Below are 19,819 nucleotides of genomic sequence, written 5' to 3' on the forward strand. Positions count from 1 at the left end.
ACGACGGGATTATTTCATCCGCTTGTCAGCGGCGACGAAGTCGATGAAGGTGCGCACTTTCGCGGAGAGGTATTTGCGGCTCGGGTAAACCGCGAACAGCTTTCCGGTGAAGATGATCTTCTCGGGCATCACGTGCTCGAGCCGTCCGGCGGCGATGTCGGCGGTGACCAGCCATTTCGGCAGGAAGGCGAGGCCCATGCCTTGCAGCGCCGCCATATGCAGCAGCGTCTCGTTCCCGCTGCGCAGGACCGGATTGAGCTTGATGGCTTCGGGGCCGCGCTCGCCCTCGAACGAGAAACTCTCTCCGGGATAAAGCGCGTAGTGCAACAGCGCGTGACCGGCGATGTCGGCGAGCCCTTGCGGGCGTCCTACGCGTTTGAAGTAGGCCGGCGCGGCGACCATGTAGAACGGAATGTTGGTGATCGGACGTGCGATCAGCGCCTCGTCGGGCGCGGCCGTCGCGCGCAAGGCGAGATCGAATCCCTCTTCCACGAGGTTGACCAGCCGTCCGCTGAGGTCGACGTCGAGGCGTACCTCCGGATAGCAGGCCTGATAGTCCGCAAGCACGCCCGCAAACATCGCGTTCGCCATCCACACCGGTGCGGTCAACCGCAGCGTGCCGTGCGGGACGACGGTCGCGTTGCTGACGGCGGCCTCGACCTCGTCCAGCGAATCCAGCATCTGCCGCGCCTGCTCGAAATAGAGCGTGCCGCTTTCACTCAGGCTGACGCGCCGGCTGGTCCGGTTGAGCAGCCGCGTGCCGAGCCGCTTCTCGAGCTGCATCACATGCTTGCTCGCCATGGCGGGCGAGATGCGCAGGCGCTCTGCCGCGGTCACAAAGCTCTTTAGCTCGGCAACCAGGCAAAACACCCTCATGCTGACCAGAGAATCCATGAAATCATCAACACCGGAGAAATGAACCAATCCCGAAGCGGATAATGATCAAAGATTGGGAAACTATCAAATGGTGGCGACGCTCACATTCTGGAGACCATCATGTCCACCACCACCTTCGAGACCCCCGCCCCGGGCCGGGCCCTCCGCATCGGCCTCTGGGCCGCGCAAGTCCTGCTGGCCTTCGTCTTCATCTCGGCAGGGTTAGTGAAGTTCACCACCCCTATTCCTCAACTGGCCGCGATGATGCCCTGGGCCGGGCAGTACTCCGAGACCTTCGTCCGCTCCATCGCGCTGGTTGATCTCGCCGGTGGGCTCGGCATCCTCCTGCCCGCCCTGACGCGGATCCTGCCGCGGCTGACGGTGTTGGCTGCACTCGGTTGCGCGGTGTTGCAGGTCATAGCGCTAGTCTTCCACCTCTCGCGCGGCGAAGCTGACGTTGTACCGCTCAACGTCGTCCTGCTCGCGCTCAGCCTGTTCGTGCTGTGGGGGCGGAACAAGAAGGCGCCGATCGCGCCGCGTCAGTTCTGACCGGCGGCGGCGATGATCTCAGCCAAGAGATGGTCCCGCAGGGGCCTGCTCGCCGGCACCGCGATCCTCACGGCCGGCGGCACCGCGGCCAAGGAGGATCGCCTCGCCGAGGGTGTCGTGATCCTGATCGACAGCAACGAGCCCTATGTCATGGGGCACGCGATCAGCTACTCGGCCAATCTCTCCAAGCATTTTGCCGAGAGGGGCGCGAGATTGTTGATCGAGGTCGTCGCCAACGGCAAGGGCATCGACGTCTTCCGCGCGGACAAGACCCCACTGGGCGAGCCGCTCGCGACGCTGCGGCAGTCGCTGTCCAACCTCACCTACAGCATGTGCGCCTCGTCCAAGGCGATCGCAGAAGCCAAGGAGCAAGTCTCGATTCCGCTGATACCCGGTGCGATCCTCGTCCCATTCGGCATCGGACGCGTCGTCGATCTGCAACTGAAGGGCTGGGCCTACATTCATGCGTGAGACTGCGCACGAAAGCGGCCTGATGCTGTCGCGGCGATCGATCCTGATGGCCGCGCCGGCTCTTCTCGGCGTCCTGCGTACAGCCCGCGCGCAGGACAGCTGGCCGCCGGTGTTCGAAGCCGGCCGCAACCAGTTCACATTGGTGCGGCCGCACGCGCCGATGCCGCAGCTCAGGCTTCAGGACGTCAGCGGCCGGGACGCCGTCGTGGCGCCGAAGCCGGGCCGCATCACATTGGTGAACTTCTGGGCGACCTGGTGCGCGGCCTGCAAGCTCGATCTTCCAATGCTCGCACGCCTTGCAGGATCGCGACCGGCCAAGCTCGACATCGTCGCGATCTGCACCGACACCAAAGACTTGCGCAAGGTTCGCGCGTTTCTCGGCGGCCTCGCCGTGCCAAACCTTGCCTGCTATGTCGATGCCTATGGCACGACGGCGCAGGCATCGACCGAGACGTTCTCGATTCTCGGCATGCCCATCACCTATCTCGTCGGCACCAGCGGACGCATCGAAGGCTACATCATGGGCGCGCCCGACTGGCTCTCGCCGGCCGGCGCGCAGCTGCTGCAATTCTATCGCGAGCAAACCTGATCTAGTTCGGATGCCACCAGCGGCCGCCGATGACGACGCCCTCCGAGACGATCTTGCGATTCCCCGTCAGGTGCTCGCCGACGACGTCTTCGTAATCGAACTGGCCCTGCTTCACCGAAATCAGCGTGGCGTCGCCGACGCTGCCGGGCTTGAGGGTGCCAAGCTCGGGACGCCGCAGCGCCATCGCCGCATTCACGGTCGAGGCCGCGATCACATCCGGCAGCTCCATGCCCATGCACAAGAACTTCGACATGGTCGTGACCTGGTCATAGGCCGGGCCGTCGATGCAGAGCTGATGGATGTCCGAGGAAATCGTGTCCGGATAGAAACCATTGGCCAGCATGGCGCGCGCGGTCTTGAACGCGAACGAACCCTTGCCGTGGCCGATATCGAACAGCACGCCGCGCTCGCGCGCCTCCAGCACCGCCTTCTTCACGGTGCCTTGCGCCGTCGCCGGCGTGTTCGGAAAGGGACGGAACGCGTGGGTCAGCACGTCGCCGGGCCGCAGGCGGGCCAGCACGTCCTCATAGCTCGGCGGCGGATGATCGATATGCGCCATCAGCGGCATGCCGACCTCGTTCGCGACCTCGAGCGCGATGTCGAGCGGCACCGCGCCCGAGGTGCCCGACGAATGCAGGCCCACGCGCACCTTGATGCCGACGACGAGATCGCGGTTGGCATCGGCCACCTCGGCCGCCTCGATCGGATTCATCAACCGCAGCTCCTCGCTCTCGCCGACCATGATCCGGTGCGAGAAGCCGAAGATGCCGGCATGCGAGACGTGCAAATAGGCGAGGATGCGGACCTGGCTCGGCTCGATCACGTGCTTGCGGAAGCCGGCGAAATTGCCGGGGCCGGCGCTGCCGGTATCGACCGCCGTGGTGACGCCGGAGAGGCGGCAGAACTCCTCGGCGTCGATGCCGAGCGACGTGCCGCCCCAATAGACATGGGTGTGCAGATCGATCAGCCCCGGCGTCACGATGAACTGTGAGACGTCGCGCACATCCGTCCCCGGATCGGCCTTGAGCCCAACGCCGATCGCAGCGACCTTACCGCCCGAAAATGCGACATCCGTCACGGCATCGAGCTTCTGCGAGGGGTCGACCACGCGGCCGCCGCGCAGGATCAGGTCGAAAGGCATCATGGTCTCCGGATGGGGCAGTGCGGTGGGGCCGGCATCTCGGCCGGGCCGCGAGGGAGGAAGCGGTTCGCTTCTAGCAATTTTTGCGCCGACCGGCGTCGCAAACTGCGACGGTTGGCCATGAAAAATGGCGATCCCGGGAAGACTCGAACTTCCGACCTACGGTTTAGGAAACCGTCGCTCTATCCGGCTGAGCTACGGGACCGCGGAACCCGGCGCTGCAGGTTCGGCCCCCTCATAGCAGAGCAGGATACGGTTCGCCAGCCGCAAGGCGGGCAATCGTCAACTTGAATAAGGAGGCTGTACAATCGCTTCCAGATCGACCCTGCGGAGCAGCCACATGATCGAAAGCATCAGCGCCATCACGCTCGGCACCCATGACATGGGGCGCGCCGTGGACTTCTACCGTTCGCTGGGATTCGAGCTCCTCCATGGCGGCGAAGCCGCTGCATTCACGAGCTTCCGCGCCGGGACCGGCTACCTCAACCTGATTGCGCAGCCGGACGACAAACGTTGGGCTTGGTGGGGCCGCGTCATCTTCTACGTTGCCGACGTCGACGCGACCTTTGAGCGCGCCTGCGCGGCCGGATGGCGGCCGTCGACAACCCCGCGCGATGCGGAATGGGGCGAGCGCTACTTCCACCTCACCGACCCCGACGGTCATGAACTCAGTTTCGCGCGGCCGCTGCGCGGCGTTTGAAGCGGCAGCCGGCTACGCCCTGATATTATTGTCCTTCACGACCTTGCCCCAAGTGGCGACCTGCTTGTCGAAGAAGGTCTTGAAGGTGGCGCCGTCCTGGAGCAGCAGCGTCATGTGCTGCGTCTCCTTCAGCTGGGCGGCGGTCGCGGGCTCGCTCAGGATCTCCTTGGACGCCGCCGCGAAGGCCGCGACGACATCGGGCGGTGTGCCCGCGGGCGCGAAGATGCCCCACCAGGCCAGCGTCTCGAAATCGGGGAAGCCGGCCTCGATCGCGGTCTGAGTATCAGGCAGGGCGGGCAGCCGCTCGCGGCCGAGCTGAAGGATCGGGCGCAGCATGTTGGTGCCGAGCTGAGCGGCGACCAGCGCCGCCGATCCCGCGATCAGATCGACATGGCCGCCGAGCACATCGTTCATCGCCGGCCCGCCGCCACGATAGGGCACGTGCATGATCTCGACGCCGGCCTTGCTGCCGAGCACGGTCATGGCGAGATGGCCGAGCGTGCCGATGCCGACCGAGGCGTATTTCACCGCGCCGGGGCTCGCCTTGCAGGCGGCGACCACGTCGGCGAAGCTCTTGTAGGGGCGGCCGGCGCCGGCCGCGATCACGTAAGGAGCGGTGCCGATCAGCAGCACCGGCATCAGCTCGCGCTCGACATCGACCGGCGGCTTGTCGAGGATCGACGGGATCACCGCGTGGGAATCGAAGGTGACCAGGAAGGTCGAGCCGTCAGCCGGACTCTTGGCGACCTGCGCCGCGCCGAGCGCACCGGCCGCGCCCGATTTGTTCTCGACCACCACGATGCGACCAAGCTTGGTCTGCAGGTTCGTCTGCAGCAGCCGCGCCATGGCGTCGGTCGATCCGCCCGGCGGGAACGGCACCACCAGCGTGATCTTGCCGGCCTGCGCCATCGCCGGCGTCAATGCGAGAATTGCCGGCGCGGCCAGCAGCGCCCGTCGTGTGATCGTCATGGTCCCCTCCCTTTATGTGTAGCGCTTTGCTTTTTTGCTTTTGAGCGCTAGGTCGTGCCGAAGCCTGATCCTGCTTTTCTGTATTCTGGCCGAGGCGGACTGAAGATGTCCAGCACGCGGGCGCCGTCGGGACCGGCGCGCATGGTGTGCGGCACGTTCCCTGGCGTGCGCCAGAAATCGCCCTTCTTCACCGGGATTTCCTCGTCGCCCTGGACGCGGATGGCGGAGCCGTCGAGCAGCACGCCCCACTGCTCCTCAGGGTGATGGTGCAGCGTGCCTTGCGCATGCGGTGCCAGCGTCACCACCGACAGCATCGCCTGCTCGCCGGAGAAGATGCGCGTGGTCACGCCGGCGGCGAGCTCGCGGAAGAGTCCGTCGCTGGCATCATCGAGATTGTGAAATTCTTGCTTCTGGCTCACGCCATCCTCCCTTCACGCTCCTCTGATCAGGACTTGCCGTAGGCGCCCTGGTAACGGCCCTCGCGGATCGCCTTCAGCGTCTCCTCCTCGCGCGCGACCTGGACCCGCACCGCTTCCAGCAGGGCGGCCGCGCCGGCAGCGGGAAACGACACGACGCCGTCCTCGTCGCCGACGACGATGTCGCCGGGCGCAATCACGCTGCCGCCGATCGTCACCGGCACGTTGATCTCGCCGGGGCCGTTCTTGTACGGACCGCGATGGATCACCGCGCGGGCGTAGCAGGGGAAGTCGTCGGCCGCGAAGGCCGCGACGTCGCGGATCGCGCCGTCGATGACGTAGCCTTCGGCTTTGCGCCATTGCGCGATGTTCTTCATGATCTCGCCGATCAGCGCGCGCGTCTCGTCGCCGCCGCCATCGACCACGATGACGTCGCCGGGCCCGACCAGGTCGAGCGCGCGGTGGATGGCAAGATTGTCGCCGGGACGGGTGCGCACGGTGAACGCCGTCCCCACCAGCTTGCCGCCGCGGTGATAGGGCCTCAAGCCCACTGCACCGGGCAGCCGGGCGAGATTGTCCGAGATCACCGAGGTCGGCGCGTCCCTGAAACCCTCGATGACATCGGCCGGCGGCTTCGTCACGCTGCTCGCTGCGATGGTGATCGTCATGTCCGTCCTTCCGTGTTTGTCTTATTCAGCATGTGTCCGCTCGTAGGCCAGATCCGGAAGGCCGCCACGTCGTCTGGCATCGCCCGCGGGGACTTAAGGCGCTCCCGCGCCAGTGTAACGGCCTGTCGGCAGGCGCTGTGACTCCTGTGCCACGTCAAGCACAAAATGTCAGCATAGCAGCCCTGAATTTCATGAGTTCCATGGGTGACAAGCCGGCAAGAAAGGGGCAAAAATCCGGCTCGACTCAGTTCGGGTTGCGTCTTGCAAGGAATGCTCTCTTAGAATGTCGGCCGTGGTCACATCGCATCGCGCGGCGCTGCTTCTCGTTGCCGCAGCAGGAATTTTCCTGCTGGCGCAGGGGCATGCGCAAGCGCAATGGTGGAAGCGCGCGCCTGTCGACTTCGAGTCCTGTGCCGACGCCGCCGAGAAGGCCGCAACCAAGGCCGAGAAGACCGCGGCGCTTGCCGATTGCAACGCCAAGTTCGCCGGCCGCCGCAAGCCGGGGGGCGGTTATTCCTATTACGATTTCCTCCAGGATCGCAGCTTCGACATCGCGGGACCGAACCCGACGCCGGAGGAGCAGAAGAAGATCGACGAAGCCTATACGGCCTATCTCGCCAGGCAGCGCCACAGCAACGAAGCGGCTCAAGCTACCGCGCGGCAGCAACGCGAACAGCAGGAGCAACAGGTGCAGCAGCTGCAGCAGATTGCGCTGCGGACCGAAGTCGCGCGCGTGCCGGTGCCGGTCGAGCGGCCGAAGGTGCAGCAAGCCGCGGGCGCGAAGCCGAAGGCTGCACCTTGCGCCAAGGGCTCGTTCTCCTGCGAATGGCCGCGGCTGTCGGAAAGCTTGAACGACCTGAAGAAGCTGTTCAACCCGACGCCGAGCAAGCCCGCGAAGAAGAGCTGAGTTACACCCATAACCGTCATTGCGAGGAGCCCTTGCGACGAAGCAATCCAGGGTCTTTCCGCGATGGGATTCTGGATTGCTTCGTGGAGCCTGTCATCGGGCCGCGCTGAGCGCGGACCCGTTGGCTCGCAATGACGAGTTGGATGGAGATCAGCTCCCACTCTCAGTTCGTGCGCTTCTTCTTGCCCTGTTTCGGTTTGGCCACCGGCGCAGTCGCTGGCTCTGTCACCATCGGCCAACTCCCCAACTGCGACCTGCTCTCCTGCAATCGCCTGTCATAGCCGGGGGAGTTCATGACCGTCGGCGGCCTCGCATAGGCGAGCGTCAACGTGCCGCAAAGCGCGATCAGCGCGAGGCCGATCATCAGACAACGTTTCATCACGCCCTCCTCGTCCTCAATCCACGCTGCGAATCTGCTGCGGCGTCATACGGGGCGGACCGTTGCCGGCCGCCTCGGCTTCCTTGATCAGCGCAACAATGCGGCGCATCAGCGGCACGGCGACATGGTTCTGTTCGGCGAGCGCGATGACCGCGCCTTGCAGATAGTCGATCTCGGTCTTGCGGCCCTGCTTCAGATCCTGCCACATCGAGGAGCGCGCCTCGGGATCGATCTTCATGGTCCGCCCGAGGATCGCGCTGAAGACCGCATCGGGCAGCCGCAGCAAGGCCGGAGACCAGCTCATCGGGATCGGCGTCGACGACACCGGCACGATGCCGGCGGCCTTCAGTGCGGCCAGCCCTTCCGCCATCTGGTCGGCGAACAATCTTCGCCAGTCGCGGTTCGCCAGTTGCGCGGCGAGCGGCATGTCGGACAGCGCGCTCAGCGCGTTGTTGAGGTTGATGATCAGCTTGCCCCATTGCACGCCGGTGATGTCACGGCTTGCGCGCACGTTGAGGCCAGGGACCGAAAGCGCCGCGGCCGTATTCTCCGGATCCTCTCCGACGTGGATGTCGCCGGAGGTGGAGCGGTGGAAACGGCCATTGTCCATCGCGATCACGTTGAACGGAACCATGCCGGCGAGCACGTGGCGGCCGCCTAACCGCTCGCGCAGCACCGCGACATTGCCGATGCCGTTCTGGAGCGAGACGATGACGGCATCCTCAGGCGCATGCTGCGCGATCTGGTCGGCGACAGCGGCGGTGTCGGCGCTCTTCACCGTGACCAGCACGATGCCGGCGCTGTGGAAGATCGAAGGGTCTTCGGACAGCGCCAGCTGGCCGACGCCGAGCTTGTTCTCGGAGCCGTCAAAATCGGTCAGAAGCAGGCCGAACCGCTCGAGCTCGGTCTTCACCCGCGGCCGCACCAGCAGCGCGACGCGCCGGCCCGCAGCGGCCAGCATGCCGCCGACGAAACAGCCGATGGCACCGGCGCCCGCCACCACGATCGGTCGATCCGCAACCACTGAACTTGCTCCCTGAATGAACGGCCTTCGATAGCAGAGGCGAGGCCGACAACCAATCGCGGCGCATCCGACTTGTAACAGTCACGACTGCCCCATATGTTTTCGCCCCGGGGCAGTCAGCGGCGAACGCTCGCGGAACGAGACACCAAAGGAGAGCACCATGGGTCTACTCGACGTCCTCAACGGCATGCAGAACGGCCCGCGCGGCCCGAGCTCGCCCAGCTCCGAGAAATCCTCCGGCGGCATGTCGCCAATGACCATGGCGCTGCTCGGCCTGCTTGCCTGGAAGGCGTTCAAACATTTCACGACCAGCCAGTCAGGTTCGGCGCCACAACCGTCACCATCGCCCGCGCCGCCGCCGGTGAACGCGGGTGCAGGAGGCGGCAGCTTGAGCGACATGCTCAAGGGCGGCCTCGGCGGCCTGCTCGCGGGCGGCGCGGCCGGCACCGTTCTGAGTGGCGGGCTCGGCGATCTCCTCAAGCAGCTGCAGCAGAGCGGCCACGGCGACACCGCCAGTTCCTGGGTCGGCAGGGGCGAGAACAAGCCGATCGCGCCGGGCGATCTCGCCAGCGCACTCGGCGCCGACCAGATCGAGAGCCTGTCCGCCCAGAGCGGCCTGTCCCGCGAAGAGCTGCTCTCCGGCCTCAGCCAGTACCTGCCTCAGGTGGTCGACCATCTGACGCCGGATGGACGGCTACCGACCGAGAACGAAATCTCGGGCCGGATTTGACAGCAGTCTCAGCAAGGGGGAGCACACTCATGAGCATGGGCGGCCTGTTGTGGATCATCCTGGTCGGCTTCGTCGCCGGCCTCATCGCGCGCTGGCTGGCGCCGGGGCCGAACAATCCGAGCGGCTTCATCCTCACCACCATCCTCGGCATCGCCGGCGCCTTCCTGGCAACCTTCGTCGGCCAGGCCATCGGCCATTACAGCCCGGACCAGGGGGCCGGCTTCATCACGGCGACGATCGGCGCGGTGGTGGTGCTGTTCATCTGGCACCGGCTGGTATCGAGTGGCGTGATCAAGGGGTAGCGCTTAGAGGCGATAACGAGAGTACGCCACCTCTTCATCGTCATGTCCGGGCTTGACCCGGGCATCCACGTTTTCGACCCGCGTGGCGACACGTGGATGGCCGGGTCAAGCCCGGCCATGACGTGCAGAGAGCGCGTGCACTCATCACGTGATCAAATGCATCCCCGCATCCATGCGCACGACCTCGCCGGTCATGTTGCTGGAGGCCGGCGTCGCCAGGAAGCAGACGAGCTGGGCGATGTCCTCCGCGGATGATGCGACCTTCAGCGGCACTTTCGCCACGACGCTGTCGCGCACCTGCTTGGCCTGCGCCTCGCCGCGGCCCTTGGTGAACCAGGGCGTGTCGATGTAACCGGGGCAGACCGTGTTGACGCGGATCAGCGGCGCCAGGGCGCGCGACAGTGACAGCGTCATGGTGTTGAGCGCACCCTTGCTCGCGGCGTACGCAATCGACGAACCGACGCCGCTGATGCCGGCGACCGAGGAGACGTTCACGACCGCAGATGGCCGCCCCGAAGCCTTGGCGGCGGCTTCGAGCAGGCTGCGCGCCGCGCGCACCATCTGGAACGGGCCGATGGTGTTGACGCCGTAGACCCGCTGGAAATCTTCGGCCGACAGACCGTCGAGATCGGCGTGAGCCACATGCTTGGTGGTGCCGGCATTGTTGACGAGGATGTCGAGGCGGCCCCAGCCGCTCGCCGCCGCGACGATCTTGCGGCAATCCTCATCCTTGGAGACGTCACCCTGTGCGACCAGCACCTCCGCCGCACCCGCCTTGCGGCAGGTCTCGGCGGTCGCCTCGGCTTCATTCCGGCTCGACGAATAGTTGATGACGAGCCGCGCCCCGCTGCGGGCGAGAATTTCCGCAGTCGCTGCACCCAGCCCGGATGCGGACCCCGTCACGATTGCGCACAAGCCGTCTTTTGCCATCCGGATTTCCTTCCCCTGTATCTGGTGTGGCGTCCTGTTTAGCGGGTTTGCCGCGCCCTGCAAATCGAGCAAACTCCGCTAAGCGGAATTAGCATTTCCTGAAGCCTGGCCCATGCCGGCGCCGCAGATGGACCTGCGATCAACGCTTGTCAGGGCCATGGCTTTTTCCGATCATCGGGCGCAAGAAGAGACTGCGCACTGGCCGATCAGACCAGACGCGCCAATGGCAAGATACGGGGAACGCTGTGGCGGAGAGTGACAATATCGTCGTCGAGACTGCGGAGAAAATCTTCGCCGATCTCGCCGATCCGCAAACCATCAACAACGACAAGAACAATTCCTGGCAGGCGCCGCTGTGGCAGGCGCTGAGCGAAGCCGGCCTGCCGCTGTCCTGGGTGCCGGATGATCTCGGCGGCTCGGGCGCGAGCCTCGCCGACGGCTTTGCGCTGATGAACGCCGCCGGCCGTTTCGCAGTCGCGGTGCCGCTGGCCGAGACCATGCTGGCGGGATGGCTGCTGGCACAGGCCAAGATCACATCGCCCGAAGGCGAGATGACGGTCGTGCCGGCGTCCCCGAAGGACCGCATCGCCCTCGATGCCGACGGTGCGCTCTCCGGCCGTGCGCGCGGCGTGCCCTTTGCCAAGACGGCGAAGCATTTTGCGGTGCTGGCGCACGGCAAGGACGGTGTTTCCATCGCGCTGATCGACGCGGCCAAGGCGCGGATCGAGGCCGGGCTCAATGTCGGCTACGACCACAGCGATACCGTCACGCTCGACAAGGTCCAGCCCGTCGCCATCAAGCCTGCGCCGAAGGGCTTCGAGCAGACCCATTTGATGCTGATGGGCGGCGTCGCACGCAGCCTGCAGATCGCCGGCGCGCTGGAATCGATGCTCGACATCTCCGTGCGCTATTCCAACGAGCGCGTCGCCTTCGAGAAGAAGATCTCGAAATTCCAGGCGGTGCAGCACAATCTGGCCCGGCTTGCCGGCGAATCCGCCGCGGCGCTTGCGGCGGCGACGTCCGCCGCCGACGCCATCGCCAATGCAAGGTCGTTCAACGACGAGATCTATCTCGAAGCCGCCTCCGCGAAGGTCCGCTGCGCGGAAGCCGCCGAGAAAGGCGGCGGCATCGCGCATCAGGTCCATGGCGCGATCGGCTTCACCATGGAGCACATCCTGCACCGCTATTCGCTGCGCGCGCTGGCCTGGCGCGACGATTTCGGCTCGGAGAGCTACTGGGCCGTCGAGCTCGGCAAGCTCGTCGCAAGCCGCGGCGCCGATGAATTGTGGCCGCTCGTGGCGTCGCGCTGATCCGGGAGAGAGACACAATGACTGCTGCCCTCCGTTTCGATCCGATCCGCCTGCCCGAGAAATGCGAGCAATTGCGCAAGGAAGTGCGCGCCTTCCTCGCAGAGGAAATCGCCGCCGGCACTTTCGATCCGCACAAGCCCAATCGCGAGGACACCGACGCGCCGGAATTCTCCCGCCGGGTCGGCGCCAAGGGCTGGCTGGGGATGACCTGGCCGAAGAAATATGGCGGCCAGGAGCGCTCCTTCCTCGAGCGCTACGTGGTGACCGAGGAGATGCGCGTCGCCAACGCGCCGACGCGGCGCTTCTTCGTCGCCGACCGCCAGAGCGGACCGGTACTTTTGAAATACGCGCCCGAGCACATCAAGATGGACATCCTGCCACGGATCTGCCGCGGCGAGATCTGCTTTGCCATCGGCATGAGCGAGCCGAACTCGGGCTCCGACCTGTTCGCGGCGAAGACGCGCGCGACCAGGACCGATGGCGGCTATCTCATCAACGGCACCAAGATCTGGACCTCGTCGGCGCATATCGCCGACTACATGATCGCGATCTTCCGGACCTCGCCGCCGACCAAGGAAAACCGCCGCCACGGCCTGACGCAGTTCCTGGTCAAGATGAAGCAGCCCGGCATCAAGGTGAACCCGATCGGCCAGATCACCGGCCAATATGAATTCAACGAGGTGGTCTTCACCGATCACTTCATCCCTGACGATCACGTGCTGGGTGAAGTCGACGGCGCCTGGAAGCAGGCGACGAGCGAGCTCGCCTATGAGCGCTCGGGCCCCGAGCGTTTCCTCGAAACCTATTACGTGCTGACCGAGCTGGTCCGCGCGGTCGGACCCAACCCGGATACGCGCAGCGCCGAGGGCATCGGCCGCCTCGTCGCGCAGCTCCACACCATGCGGCGGATGTCGGTCTCGGTGGCCGGCATGCTCGAAGCCGGCAAGGAGCCGGTGGTCGAAGCGTCCATCGTCAAGGACATCGGCACGGTCTGGGAGCAGCAGCTGCCGCATCGCGTGCGCGATCTCGCCGCCTTCGTCGAGGAGACCGCGACCAACCGCGAGACCTTGGAGCGGCAGCTCGACTTCGCGATCAAGACCGCGCCGAAACTCACCATTCAGGGCGGCACCACCGAGGTGCTGCGCGGCATCATCGCCCGCGGACTGGGCTTGCGCTAATTCAATCGAGGAACACTATGAGCACCTATCAAGATATCGGCGTCGAGAAGGTCGGGCATGTCGGCACCATCGAGATCCGCCGTCCGCCGCTCAACTTCTTCGACATCTCGCTGATCAACCAGATCGCGGACGCGCTCGACGAGTTCGACCGCGACATCGAGATCCGTGCCTCCGTGCTCTCCGCGCAGGGCAAGGCGTTCTGCGCCGGCGCCAATTTCGGCGATCCGGCGCGGCAGGCCCAGGAGGCGCGCGAGGCCGAGAAAAAAGGCGATCCGGCCGACAGTCTCGGCTCGATCAACCATCTCTACATCCAGGCCGTGCGCATCTTCCGCGCCAAGAAGCCGATCGTTGCCGCCGTGCAGGGCGCGGCCATCGGTGGCGGTCTCGGGCTTGCAGTGTCGGCCGATTTCCGCGTCACCTGTCCCGAAGCGCGCTTCTCCGCAAACTTCACCAAGCTCGGCTTCCATCCCGGCTTCGGCCTGACCGTGACGCTGCCGGAGCTGATCGGCAAGAACAACGCCGAGCTGATGTTCTATACCAGCCGCCGCGTCACGGGCGAGGAAGCCTACAAATGGGGCCTCGCCAACGAGCTGGTGCCGCAGGACCAGGTCAAGGCGGCCGCGATGAAGCTCGCCGCCGAGGTCGCCGAATGCTCCCCGCTCGGCCTGCTCTCCACCCGCGCCACGATGCGCAATGGCCTTGCCGACCGCGTGATGGCCGCGACCAATCACGAACTCGCCGAGCAGACGCGGCTGCGTGCGACGGAAGATTTCAAGGAAGGCGTGAAGGCCACGGAAGAGCGCCGCGCGGCGAATTTCAAGGGGCGGTAGTTCCGCGGCGATGAGCGCTTCTTCTTCCTTCTCCCCTTGCGGGAGAAGGTGGCGCGAAGCGCCGGATGAGGGGTTGTTTCAGCGCATTCAACCGCAAGAGATTCACTGGCGGAGAGAAACCCCTCACCCGGCTTCGCTGGCGCGAAGCCACCCTCTCCCACAAGGAGAGAGGGTTTGAACGCGCTCAGCTTACGCGGAACGTCACCCCGCCCAGCAAGAACTCGTTGCCCGCAACCGCGAGCCCCTTGGCCTTGGCGGTATGCAGCACCTGCGCCACGTCAGTCACCCGAAACTCCAGCGCGCTCATGATCTCGCTGGCGCCCTTCACGAAGCGAAAGGTCGCATTGGGCAGCTTCAATTCGGCATCGCCACTCGGCGCAACGCCGATGATCCTGCCCCAGTGCTCGGCGAGCCCCGCGGGATCCGGGCTCTGCATCTCCACCGCCGTCAGCGCCTCAGTCACATCCTTGCGGATGAATTTCTGCCAGTCCGGTCCCGCCGGAGGATACGGCCCGAGGATGTCGTCGCTGCCTTCGGTGTGATTGAACTCGATGAAGGCGGCGCGGCAATCGCGGGGGTGAAGCTGGACGCCGTGATACGGCGCGTGGTCGATGACGTTGGCGGTGCGCACGCCGAGCGCATTGGCATTGCGGCCGCGCGCGTCCGGATCGTCGCAGCAGAATATCGCCATGTAGCCGCCGCGGCCGCCGGTCTTTTCGATGAAGCGACCGGCCGTGGTGTCGTCCTTGAACGGCGCGACCACCTCCAGCAGAATCGTGTCGACCGGGAGCAGCGCGTTCTCCAGGCCGTATTTGGCGACATTGCCGTCGCGATAGCAGACGGCGAGGCCCATGATCCGACCGATATCCGTGATGACGGGCTCGAGCTGCGAGGCGACCAGGCAGATCTGACGCAGCCGGATATAGGGCGCCATCGTCATGCGCCCTTGAAGCTCGGCTTGCGCTTCTCAACGAAGGCCTTGGCCGCCTCCTTGTGATCCTCGGTGTCGCCGCAACGGGTGTGATGGATCGCCTCGCCGTCGAAGCAATCCTCCAGCGCCAGGTGCTCGGCGTTGTTGATGTTGCGCTTGATGAAGCCGAGCGCGATCGACGGCCCTTGCGCCAGCGACAGCGCGAGCTCGTGCGCGGCCGCGTCGATCTCGGCGTCGGGCACGACCTTCGTCACCATACCGATCGCATGCGCCTCCTTCGCGGTGAGCACCGGCGACATCAGATAGAGCTCGCGTGCCCGCGCGCTACCGAGCAACTGGGTCAGGAAATAGGTGCCGCCGTAATCACCGGAGAAGCCGACCTTGGCAAAAGCGGTGGTGATCTTGCAGGATTCGGAGGCGATCCGCAGGTCGCAGGACAGCGCCATGGACAGGCCGGCGCCGGCCGCCGCGCCATCGAGCTGGGCCACTACGGGCTTTGGCATCTGATGCAGGATGCGCGAGACCTCCATGCCGCGGCGCAAGTTTGCGAGCTTCTGCTCGAACGGCAGCGGCGCGCGCCCCTGCGCCATCGATTTGACGTCGCCGCCGACGCAGAAGGAGCCGCCGGCGCCCTTGAACAGCACCGCCCGCACCTCGGGATCATCAGCCGCGCGCCGCGCCGCCTCGACCAGCCCGGCGACCATGTCGGGATTGAGCGCGTTCTTCCGCTCCGGCCGGTTCATCGTGATGGTGAGCAGCCCGCCTTCGAGCTTTTGCAGGACCATGTCGTTGCTCATTGGGTGCTTGCCTCTTGTTCAATGCTTCGATTTTGCTCCGTCATTCCGGGGCGCGCCTCTTGGCGCGAGCCCGGAATCCATACTTACGATGGTGGTTATGGATCCCGGGCTCGCGACTTCGTCGCGCCCCGGGATGACAACCGGATATTTGGCTCGGTGGTCACGCCGTCACTTCTTCACCAGCGGGCAGCGCGACAGCTCCAATGACTGGAACGCCTCGTTGCCGGGGACGGTGGCGAGCAGCTTGTAGTCGTCCCAGCGGCCCTTGGACTCCGACGGCTTCTTCACCTCGAACAGGTACATGTCGTGGATCATGCGGCCGTCCTCGCGGATCTTGCCGTTCTTGGCGAAGAAGTCGTTGATCGGCGTCTCCTTCATCAGCTTGATCACCGCCGCGGCGTCGGTCGTGCCGGCTGCCTTCACAGCTTTCAGATAATGGGTGACGGAGGAATAGACGCCGGCCTGCGCCGAGGTCGGCACGCGCTTGGTGCGCTCCATGAAGCGCTTCGAGAATGCACGCGTGTCGTCGTTGAGATCCCAGTAGAACGCTTCCGCGAGCAGCAGCCCCTGCGCGGTCTCGAGGCCGATCGAGTCGATATCGGTGACGAACGCGAGCAGCGGCGAGACCTTCTGGCCGCCCTTGGTGATGCCGAACTCCGCCGCCTGCTTGATCGCGTTGATGGTATCGCCGCCGGCATTCGCGAGACCGATCACCTTCGCCTTGGAGGCCTGGGCCTGGAGCAGGAAGGACGAGAAATCCGACGTGTTGAGCGGGTGGCGGACGCTGCCAAGCACCTTGCCGCCGGTCTTGGTCACGACCGCGCTGGTGTCCTTCTCCAGATCCTGGCCGAAGGCGTAGTCGGCAGTGAGGAAGAACCAGCTGTCGAGACCCGACTTCACGGCCGCAAGACCGGTCACGTTGGCCTGGCCGTAGGTGTCGAACACGTAGTGGACGGTGTAGGGGCCGCAGGCCTCGTTGCTGAGACGGATCGAGCCCGGCCCGTTGAACATGATGATCTTGTTGCGCGCTTTCGCGATCTCGCCGGCGGCAAGCGCGGTCGCGGAGGCCGCGACGTCGTAGATCATCTCGACGCCCTGATTGTCGAGCATGTCGCGGGCAATGTTGGCGGAGAGATCGGCCTTGTTGAGATGGTCGGCCGCCAGCACCTGGATCTTGCGTCCCAGCACCTCGCCGCCGAAATCCTCGACCGCCATCTTCGCCGCAGTCTCGCTGCCGGAGCCGGTGATATCTGCATAAAGGCTCGACATGTCGAGGATGCCGCCGATCTTCAGCGGCGGCTTGTCCTGAGCCTGTGCGGCGCTCGCATTGAGGGCAAACGCGGCGGCAAAAATGCCGGACAAAATAGTCTTCATCGAAAACGACCTCCCTTATCGCGCCGTGCTCTGATGGCGGCTTGGTTATTGCTCTTAGCTATTCGCTGTTGCCGCAATCATGCCGCATGCGCAAGAGCGCAGCAAGCGCAGGTGCGATGCAGATGAATGATCAATGCGCGCTTTCCGCAAAGCGGAATGCCGAGAGGACGGAAGCTGTCCCCGCATCGTCATTGCGAGCCAACGGGTTCGCGCGAAGCGCGGCCCGATGACAGGCTCCGCGAAGCAATCCAGAAATGCATCCGCGGAAACAGTCTGGATTGCTTCGTCGCGAAGAGCTCGTCGCAATGACGGGGGTGAGAAAGCCCCTTCGCGTCTCACCACGCATGAGTTAAAGTCCGGCCGCAATGCAACCTCTCCGGATCACGTGACGCAACGGCCTCGCTTCATCGTCGCATGTCTTCTCGTCGCAAGTAGCTCGGCATTCGCGAGCCCCTGCCGGTTCGAGTCCCAAGGCGAAGGCCGCGTCGCTGCCATCGTCGATGCGCGCAGCGTGCGGCTCGGCGACGGGCGCGAGATCCGCCTCAGCGGCATCGCGCCGACCGCGACCACGAAGCAGGCGCTGACCTCGCTGCTCGCCGGCCGCGACGTGATGCTGCGGAGCGCTGACGACACGCCTGATCGCTACGGCCGCCAGAGCGCACTGGTCTTCATCGGCGAAAGCGACATCTCGGTGCAGGCCATGCTGCTCGCTCGGGGCGATGCCATCGCCTCCGCCGAGATTCTGGACAAGGACTGCGCGGCCGCCCTGATGGCGTCCGAAGCAGCGGCGCGGCGCCAAAAAATGGGCAGCTGGGCTGACCCGTCGGCCATAAAAAACGCGGAAAGTCCGGACGATATTTTGGCGGAGATCGGGCGCTTTACGGTGGTCGAGGGCAAAGTCCTGTCGGTCCGGCAAGCTGGGGCAACGACCTACCTCAACTTCGGACGAAACTGGACACGCGGCTTTGCCGTGACTATTTCAAGGCGCACGCTAGCGGCGTTCGAAAGCGCTGGTATGGCCCTTAAGTCCCTGGAGAATCGGCGTATTCGCGTTCGGGGCTGGGTTGAGGGGAATGCGGGGCCACGCATCGATGTACGCCTCGTGGGGCAGATCGAGTTGCTGGGCGCAAACGAGCCGACAGGGGTAAGGCCTTAAGTCAGGCCGGGCACGGGTTAAACGACGTGAATGGGGTGCTAGAACGGCACGGACTGGGCGATTGCCGCCGCCTGCGGGCTGCGCCGGCCGCGCTTTGCCTTGCGCTGGGCGGACTTCTCGCTGGCTGCGGCGATATGGGCCGGTTCCAGACTGCGGCGACCCCGGCAGCCGTCGCGATGCCGAAGCCGAAGCCCGCCGTAGCCCAAACCCCGGCAACCGAGAAGGAGCACGAGCGCATCCTGGCGAGCTATGGCGGGACCTATGACGATCCCAAGCTCGAGGCGCTCGTCAGCAAGACCGTCGACCGGCTGGTCGCGGCCTCCGAGCGGCCCGACCAGGGCTATAAGGTCACCATCCTCAATTCCGGGGCGGTGAACGCCTTCGCGCTGCCCAACGGCCAGCTCTATGTCACGCGAGGCCTGCTTGCGCTCGCCAGCGACACCTCCGAACTGTCCTCCGTGCTCAGCCACGAGATGGCGCATGTGCTGTCCAAGCACGCGGCGATGCGCGAGGACCAGGCCCGCCAGGCCGCGATCGTCACTCGCGTCGTCACCGACATGAGCAACGATCCCGACCTCACCGCGCTGGCGCTGGCCAAGACCAAGCTCACCATGGCGAGCTTCTCGCGCAAGCAGGAGTTCGAGGCCGACGGCATCGGCGTCAGCATTTCCGCCAAGGCGCATTTCGACCCTTACGGCGCGGCGCGCTTTCTGTCCGCAATGGAGCGCAATGCCGAGCTGAAGGCCGGCAAGAGCTCGCTCGATCCGCGCGCGCAGGATTTCACCTCGTCGCATCCGGCAACTCCGGAACGCGTGCAGAACGCGCAGAACATAGCCCGCCAATACACGGCGCCCGAAGGCGCCGAGCGCGATCGCGAAAGCTATCTTGCCGCGATCGACAACCTCGTCTATGGCGAAGACCCCAGCGAAGGCTTCGTCCGCGGCCGGCGCTTCCTGCATCCGAAGCTCGGCTTCACCTTCCAGGCGCCGGACAATTTCACGCTCGACAACACCGCGCAGGCCGTGATCGGCGTGCGCGAGGGCGGCGCGCAGGCGATGCGCTTCGACGTCGTGCGCGTGCCGGCGGAGCAATCGCTGGGCGACTACCTCAACTCCGGCTGGATGGAAGGCGTCGAGAAGGCCTCGACCGAGGATCTCACCGTCAACGGTTTCCCGGCGGCGTCTGCCACCGCCAAGGGCGATCAGTGGCAGTTCAAGGTCTATGCGCTGCGATTCGGCAGCGACGTCTATCGCTTCATCTTCGCGGCACGGCAGAAATCGACCGAGAGCGAGCGGAATGCGCGCGAGACCGTCAACTCGTTCCGCCGGCTGACGCTGGAGGAAATCCAGGCCGCTCGCCCGCTGCGCATCAAGGTCATCACTGTGCAGCCCGGCGATACCGTGGAATCGCTCTCCCACCGCATGGCCGGCGTCGACCATCCCGCCGAGCGCTTCCGCGTGCTGAACGGCCTCGATCGCACCGCGCAGGTGAAGGTGCGCGACCGCGTCAAGATCGTGGCGGACTAATTGTTTGAGCATGATCGCATCGGACAACCGCTACACACTTTCCGGATCATGCTCTGACGCCGCGCC

At 65.3% G+C, this 19,819-nt stretch carries 23 protein-coding genes and 1 tRNA gene; 12 read left to right on the forward strand and 12 right to left on the reverse strand.

What is annotated here, in order from left to right:
• Positions 1-9: 9 nt before the first annotated feature.
• Positions 10-894 (reverse strand): LysR family transcriptional regulator, encoded by an 885-nt coding sequence (locus P0R31_RS26655; protein WP_275517326.1) that lies wholly within the window; start codon positions 892-894, stop codon positions 10-12.
• 102 nt (positions 895-996) lie between these two features.
• On the opposite strand from P0R31_RS26655, the gene P0R31_RS26660 reads away from it, so the two are divergent.
• From P0R31_RS26660 to P0R31_RS26670, 3 genes are read left to right on the forward strand one after another with little or no spacing between them, the layout of a single operon-like run.
• Positions 997-1,425, forward strand: coding sequence for a DoxX family protein (locus tag P0R31_RS26660; protein ID WP_275517327.1), 429 nt, complete (start codon positions 997-999; stop codon positions 1,423-1,425).
• Positions 1,426-1,437: 12 nt separating this feature from the next.
• Complete coding sequence (locus tag P0R31_RS26665; RefSeq protein WP_275517329.1) at positions 1,438-1,896, forward strand: DsrE family protein; 459 nt, start codon at positions 1,438-1,440, stop codon at positions 1,894-1,896.
• Positions 1,889-2,485 (forward strand): TlpA family protein disulfide reductase, encoded by a 597-nt coding sequence (locus tag P0R31_RS26670; protein ID WP_275517331.1) that lies wholly within the window; start codon positions 1,889-1,891, stop codon positions 2,483-2,485. The genes P0R31_RS26665 and P0R31_RS26670 overlap by 8 nt, the downstream gene beginning before the upstream one ends.
• A gap of 1 nt (position 2,486) precedes the next feature.
• Here P0R31_RS26670 and P0R31_RS26675 read toward each other — a convergent pair whose 3' ends face one another.
• The gene (locus P0R31_RS26675; protein ID WP_275517430.1) at positions 2,487-3,626 is read right to left on the reverse strand and encodes an amidohydrolase/deacetylase family metallohydrolase; all 1,140 of its coding nucleotides are present in this window, start codon (positions 3,624-3,626) and stop codon (positions 2,487-2,489) included.
• Positions 3,627-3,754: 128 nt separating this feature from the next.
• Positions 3,755-3,831 (reverse strand) — tRNA-Arg (locus P0R31_RS26680).
• Positions 3,832-3,966: 135 nt separating this feature from the next.
• Here P0R31_RS26680 and P0R31_RS26685 point away from each other — a divergent pair.
• Entirely contained in the window at positions 3,967-4,326 is a 360-nt protein-coding gene (locus P0R31_RS26685) for a VOC family protein (RefSeq protein WP_275517333.1), read from the forward strand.
• A 12-nt stretch (positions 4,327-4,338) separates the two neighbouring features.
• Here the strand turns inward: P0R31_RS26685 and P0R31_RS26690 are convergent, their stop codons facing one another.
• From P0R31_RS26690 to P0R31_RS26700, 3 genes are read right to left on the reverse strand one after another with little or no spacing between them, the layout of a single operon-like run.
• Positions 4,339-5,295 carry a tripartite tricarboxylate transporter substrate-binding protein gene (locus P0R31_RS26690; RefSeq protein ID WP_275517334.1) on the reverse strand — a complete coding sequence of 319 codons (957 nt, stop codon included), beginning with the start codon at positions 5,293-5,295 and terminating at the stop codon, positions 4,339-4,341.
• Between the two features lie 47 nt (positions 5,296-5,342).
• Positions 5,343-5,714, reverse strand: a complete 372-nt coding sequence (locus tag P0R31_RS26695) for a cupin domain-containing protein (protein ID WP_275517335.1) — start codon at positions 5,712-5,714, stop codon at positions 5,343-5,345.
• Between the two features lie 26 nt (positions 5,715-5,740).
• The gene (locus P0R31_RS26700; protein WP_275517336.1) at positions 5,741-6,379 is read right to left on the reverse strand and encodes an RraA family protein; all 639 of its coding nucleotides are present in this window, start codon (positions 6,377-6,379) and stop codon (positions 5,741-5,743) included.
• A 283-nt stretch (positions 6,380-6,662) separates the two neighbouring features.
• On the opposite strand from P0R31_RS26700, the gene P0R31_RS26705 reads away from it, so the two are divergent.
• Positions 6,663-7,286 (forward strand): hypothetical protein, encoded by a 624-nt coding sequence (locus P0R31_RS26705; RefSeq protein ID WP_275517338.1) that lies wholly within the window; start codon positions 6,663-6,665, stop codon positions 7,284-7,286.
• 163 nt (positions 7,287-7,449) lie between these two features.
• Here the strand turns inward: P0R31_RS26705 and P0R31_RS26710 are convergent, their stop codons facing one another.
• Positions 7,450-7,665: a hypothetical protein gene (locus P0R31_RS26710; RefSeq protein ID WP_275517340.1), complete on the reverse strand. Its 216-nt coding sequence runs from the start codon at positions 7,663-7,665 to the stop codon at positions 7,450-7,452.
• Positions 7,666-7,681: 16 nt separating this feature from the next.
• A complete protein-coding gene (locus P0R31_RS26715; RefSeq protein ID WP_275517342.1) occupies positions 7,682-8,689 on the reverse strand; it encodes a 2-dehydropantoate 2-reductase in 1,008 nt (335 codons plus the stop codon).
• Between the two features lie 160 nt (positions 8,690-8,849).
• Here P0R31_RS26715 and P0R31_RS26720 point away from each other — a divergent pair, with 160 nt between their 5' ends.
• Positions 8,850-9,419 carry a YidB family protein gene (locus P0R31_RS26720; protein ID WP_275517343.1) on the forward strand — a complete coding sequence of 190 codons (570 nt, stop codon included), beginning with the start codon at positions 8,850-8,852 and terminating at the stop codon, positions 9,417-9,419.
• Between the two features lie 29 nt (positions 9,420-9,448).
• Positions 9,449-9,721 (forward strand): GlsB/YeaQ/YmgE family stress response membrane protein, encoded by a 273-nt coding sequence (locus P0R31_RS26725; protein ID WP_197950799.1) that lies wholly within the window; start codon positions 9,449-9,451, stop codon positions 9,719-9,721.
• 144 nt (positions 9,722-9,865) lie between these two features.
• Here P0R31_RS26725 and P0R31_RS26730 read toward each other — a convergent pair whose 3' ends face one another.
• Positions 9,866-10,651 (reverse strand): SDR family NAD(P)-dependent oxidoreductase, encoded by a 786-nt coding sequence (locus P0R31_RS26730; protein WP_275517347.1) that lies wholly within the window; start codon positions 10,649-10,651, stop codon positions 9,866-9,868.
• 245 nt (positions 10,652-10,896) lie between these two features.
• On the opposite strand from P0R31_RS26730, the gene P0R31_RS26735 reads away from it, so the two are divergent.
• The 3 genes from P0R31_RS26735 to P0R31_RS26745 are packed head-to-tail and all read left to right on the forward strand — an operon-like array spanning position 10,897 to position 13,969.
• Positions 10,897-11,961 (forward strand): acyl-CoA dehydrogenase family protein, encoded by a 1,065-nt coding sequence (locus P0R31_RS26735; protein WP_275517348.1) that lies wholly within the window; start codon positions 10,897-10,899, stop codon positions 11,959-11,961.
• Positions 11,962-11,978: 17 nt separating this feature from the next.
• A complete protein-coding gene (locus P0R31_RS26740) occupies positions 11,979-13,139 on the forward strand; it encodes an acyl-CoA dehydrogenase family protein (protein WP_260381752.1) in 1,161 nt (386 codons plus the stop codon).
• 17 nt (positions 13,140-13,156) lie between these two features.
• Positions 13,157-13,969 carry an enoyl-CoA hydratase/isomerase family protein gene (locus tag P0R31_RS26745; RefSeq protein ID WP_275517351.1) on the forward strand — a complete coding sequence of 271 codons (813 nt, stop codon included), beginning with the start codon at positions 13,157-13,159 and terminating at the stop codon, positions 13,967-13,969.
• A gap of 184 nt (positions 13,970-14,153) precedes the next feature.
• On the opposite strand, the gene P0R31_RS26750 is transcribed toward P0R31_RS26745, so the two are convergent.
• From P0R31_RS26750 to P0R31_RS26760, 3 genes are all read right to left on the reverse strand, one after another.
• Positions 14,154-14,903, reverse strand: a complete 750-nt coding sequence (locus P0R31_RS26750) for a hypothetical protein (protein ID WP_275517352.1) — start codon at positions 14,901-14,903, stop codon at positions 14,154-14,156.
• 2 nt (positions 14,904-14,905) lie between these two features.
• Complete coding sequence (locus P0R31_RS26755) at positions 14,906-15,697, reverse strand: enoyl-CoA hydratase (RefSeq protein ID WP_275517354.1); 792 nt, start codon at positions 15,695-15,697, stop codon at positions 14,906-14,908.
• 168 nt (positions 15,698-15,865) lie between these two features.
• Entirely contained in the window at positions 15,866-17,071 is a 1,206-nt protein-coding gene (locus P0R31_RS26760; protein ID WP_275517355.1) for an ABC transporter substrate-binding protein, read from the reverse strand.
• A 385-nt stretch (positions 17,072-17,456) separates the two neighbouring features.
• Here P0R31_RS26760 and P0R31_RS26765 point away from each other — a divergent pair, with 385 nt between their 5' ends.
• Both P0R31_RS26765 and P0R31_RS26770 read left to right on the forward strand, forming a co-directional pair.
• Positions 17,457-18,227, forward strand: a complete 771-nt coding sequence (locus tag P0R31_RS26765) for a thermonuclease family protein (protein ID WP_275517356.1) — start codon at positions 17,457-17,459, stop codon at positions 18,225-18,227.
• Positions 18,228-18,361: 134 nt separating this feature from the next.
• Positions 18,362-19,753, forward strand: a complete 1,392-nt coding sequence (locus P0R31_RS26770; RefSeq protein ID WP_275517431.1) for a M48 family metalloprotease — start codon at positions 18,362-18,364, stop codon at positions 19,751-19,753.
• The last annotated feature ends 66 nt before the right edge of the window (positions 19,754-19,819 follow it).

The organism is Bradyrhizobium yuanmingense (assembly GCF_029167105.1).
GTDB lineage: Bacteria > Pseudomonadota > Alphaproteobacteria > Rhizobiales > Xanthobacteraceae > Bradyrhizobium > Bradyrhizobium yuanmingense_A.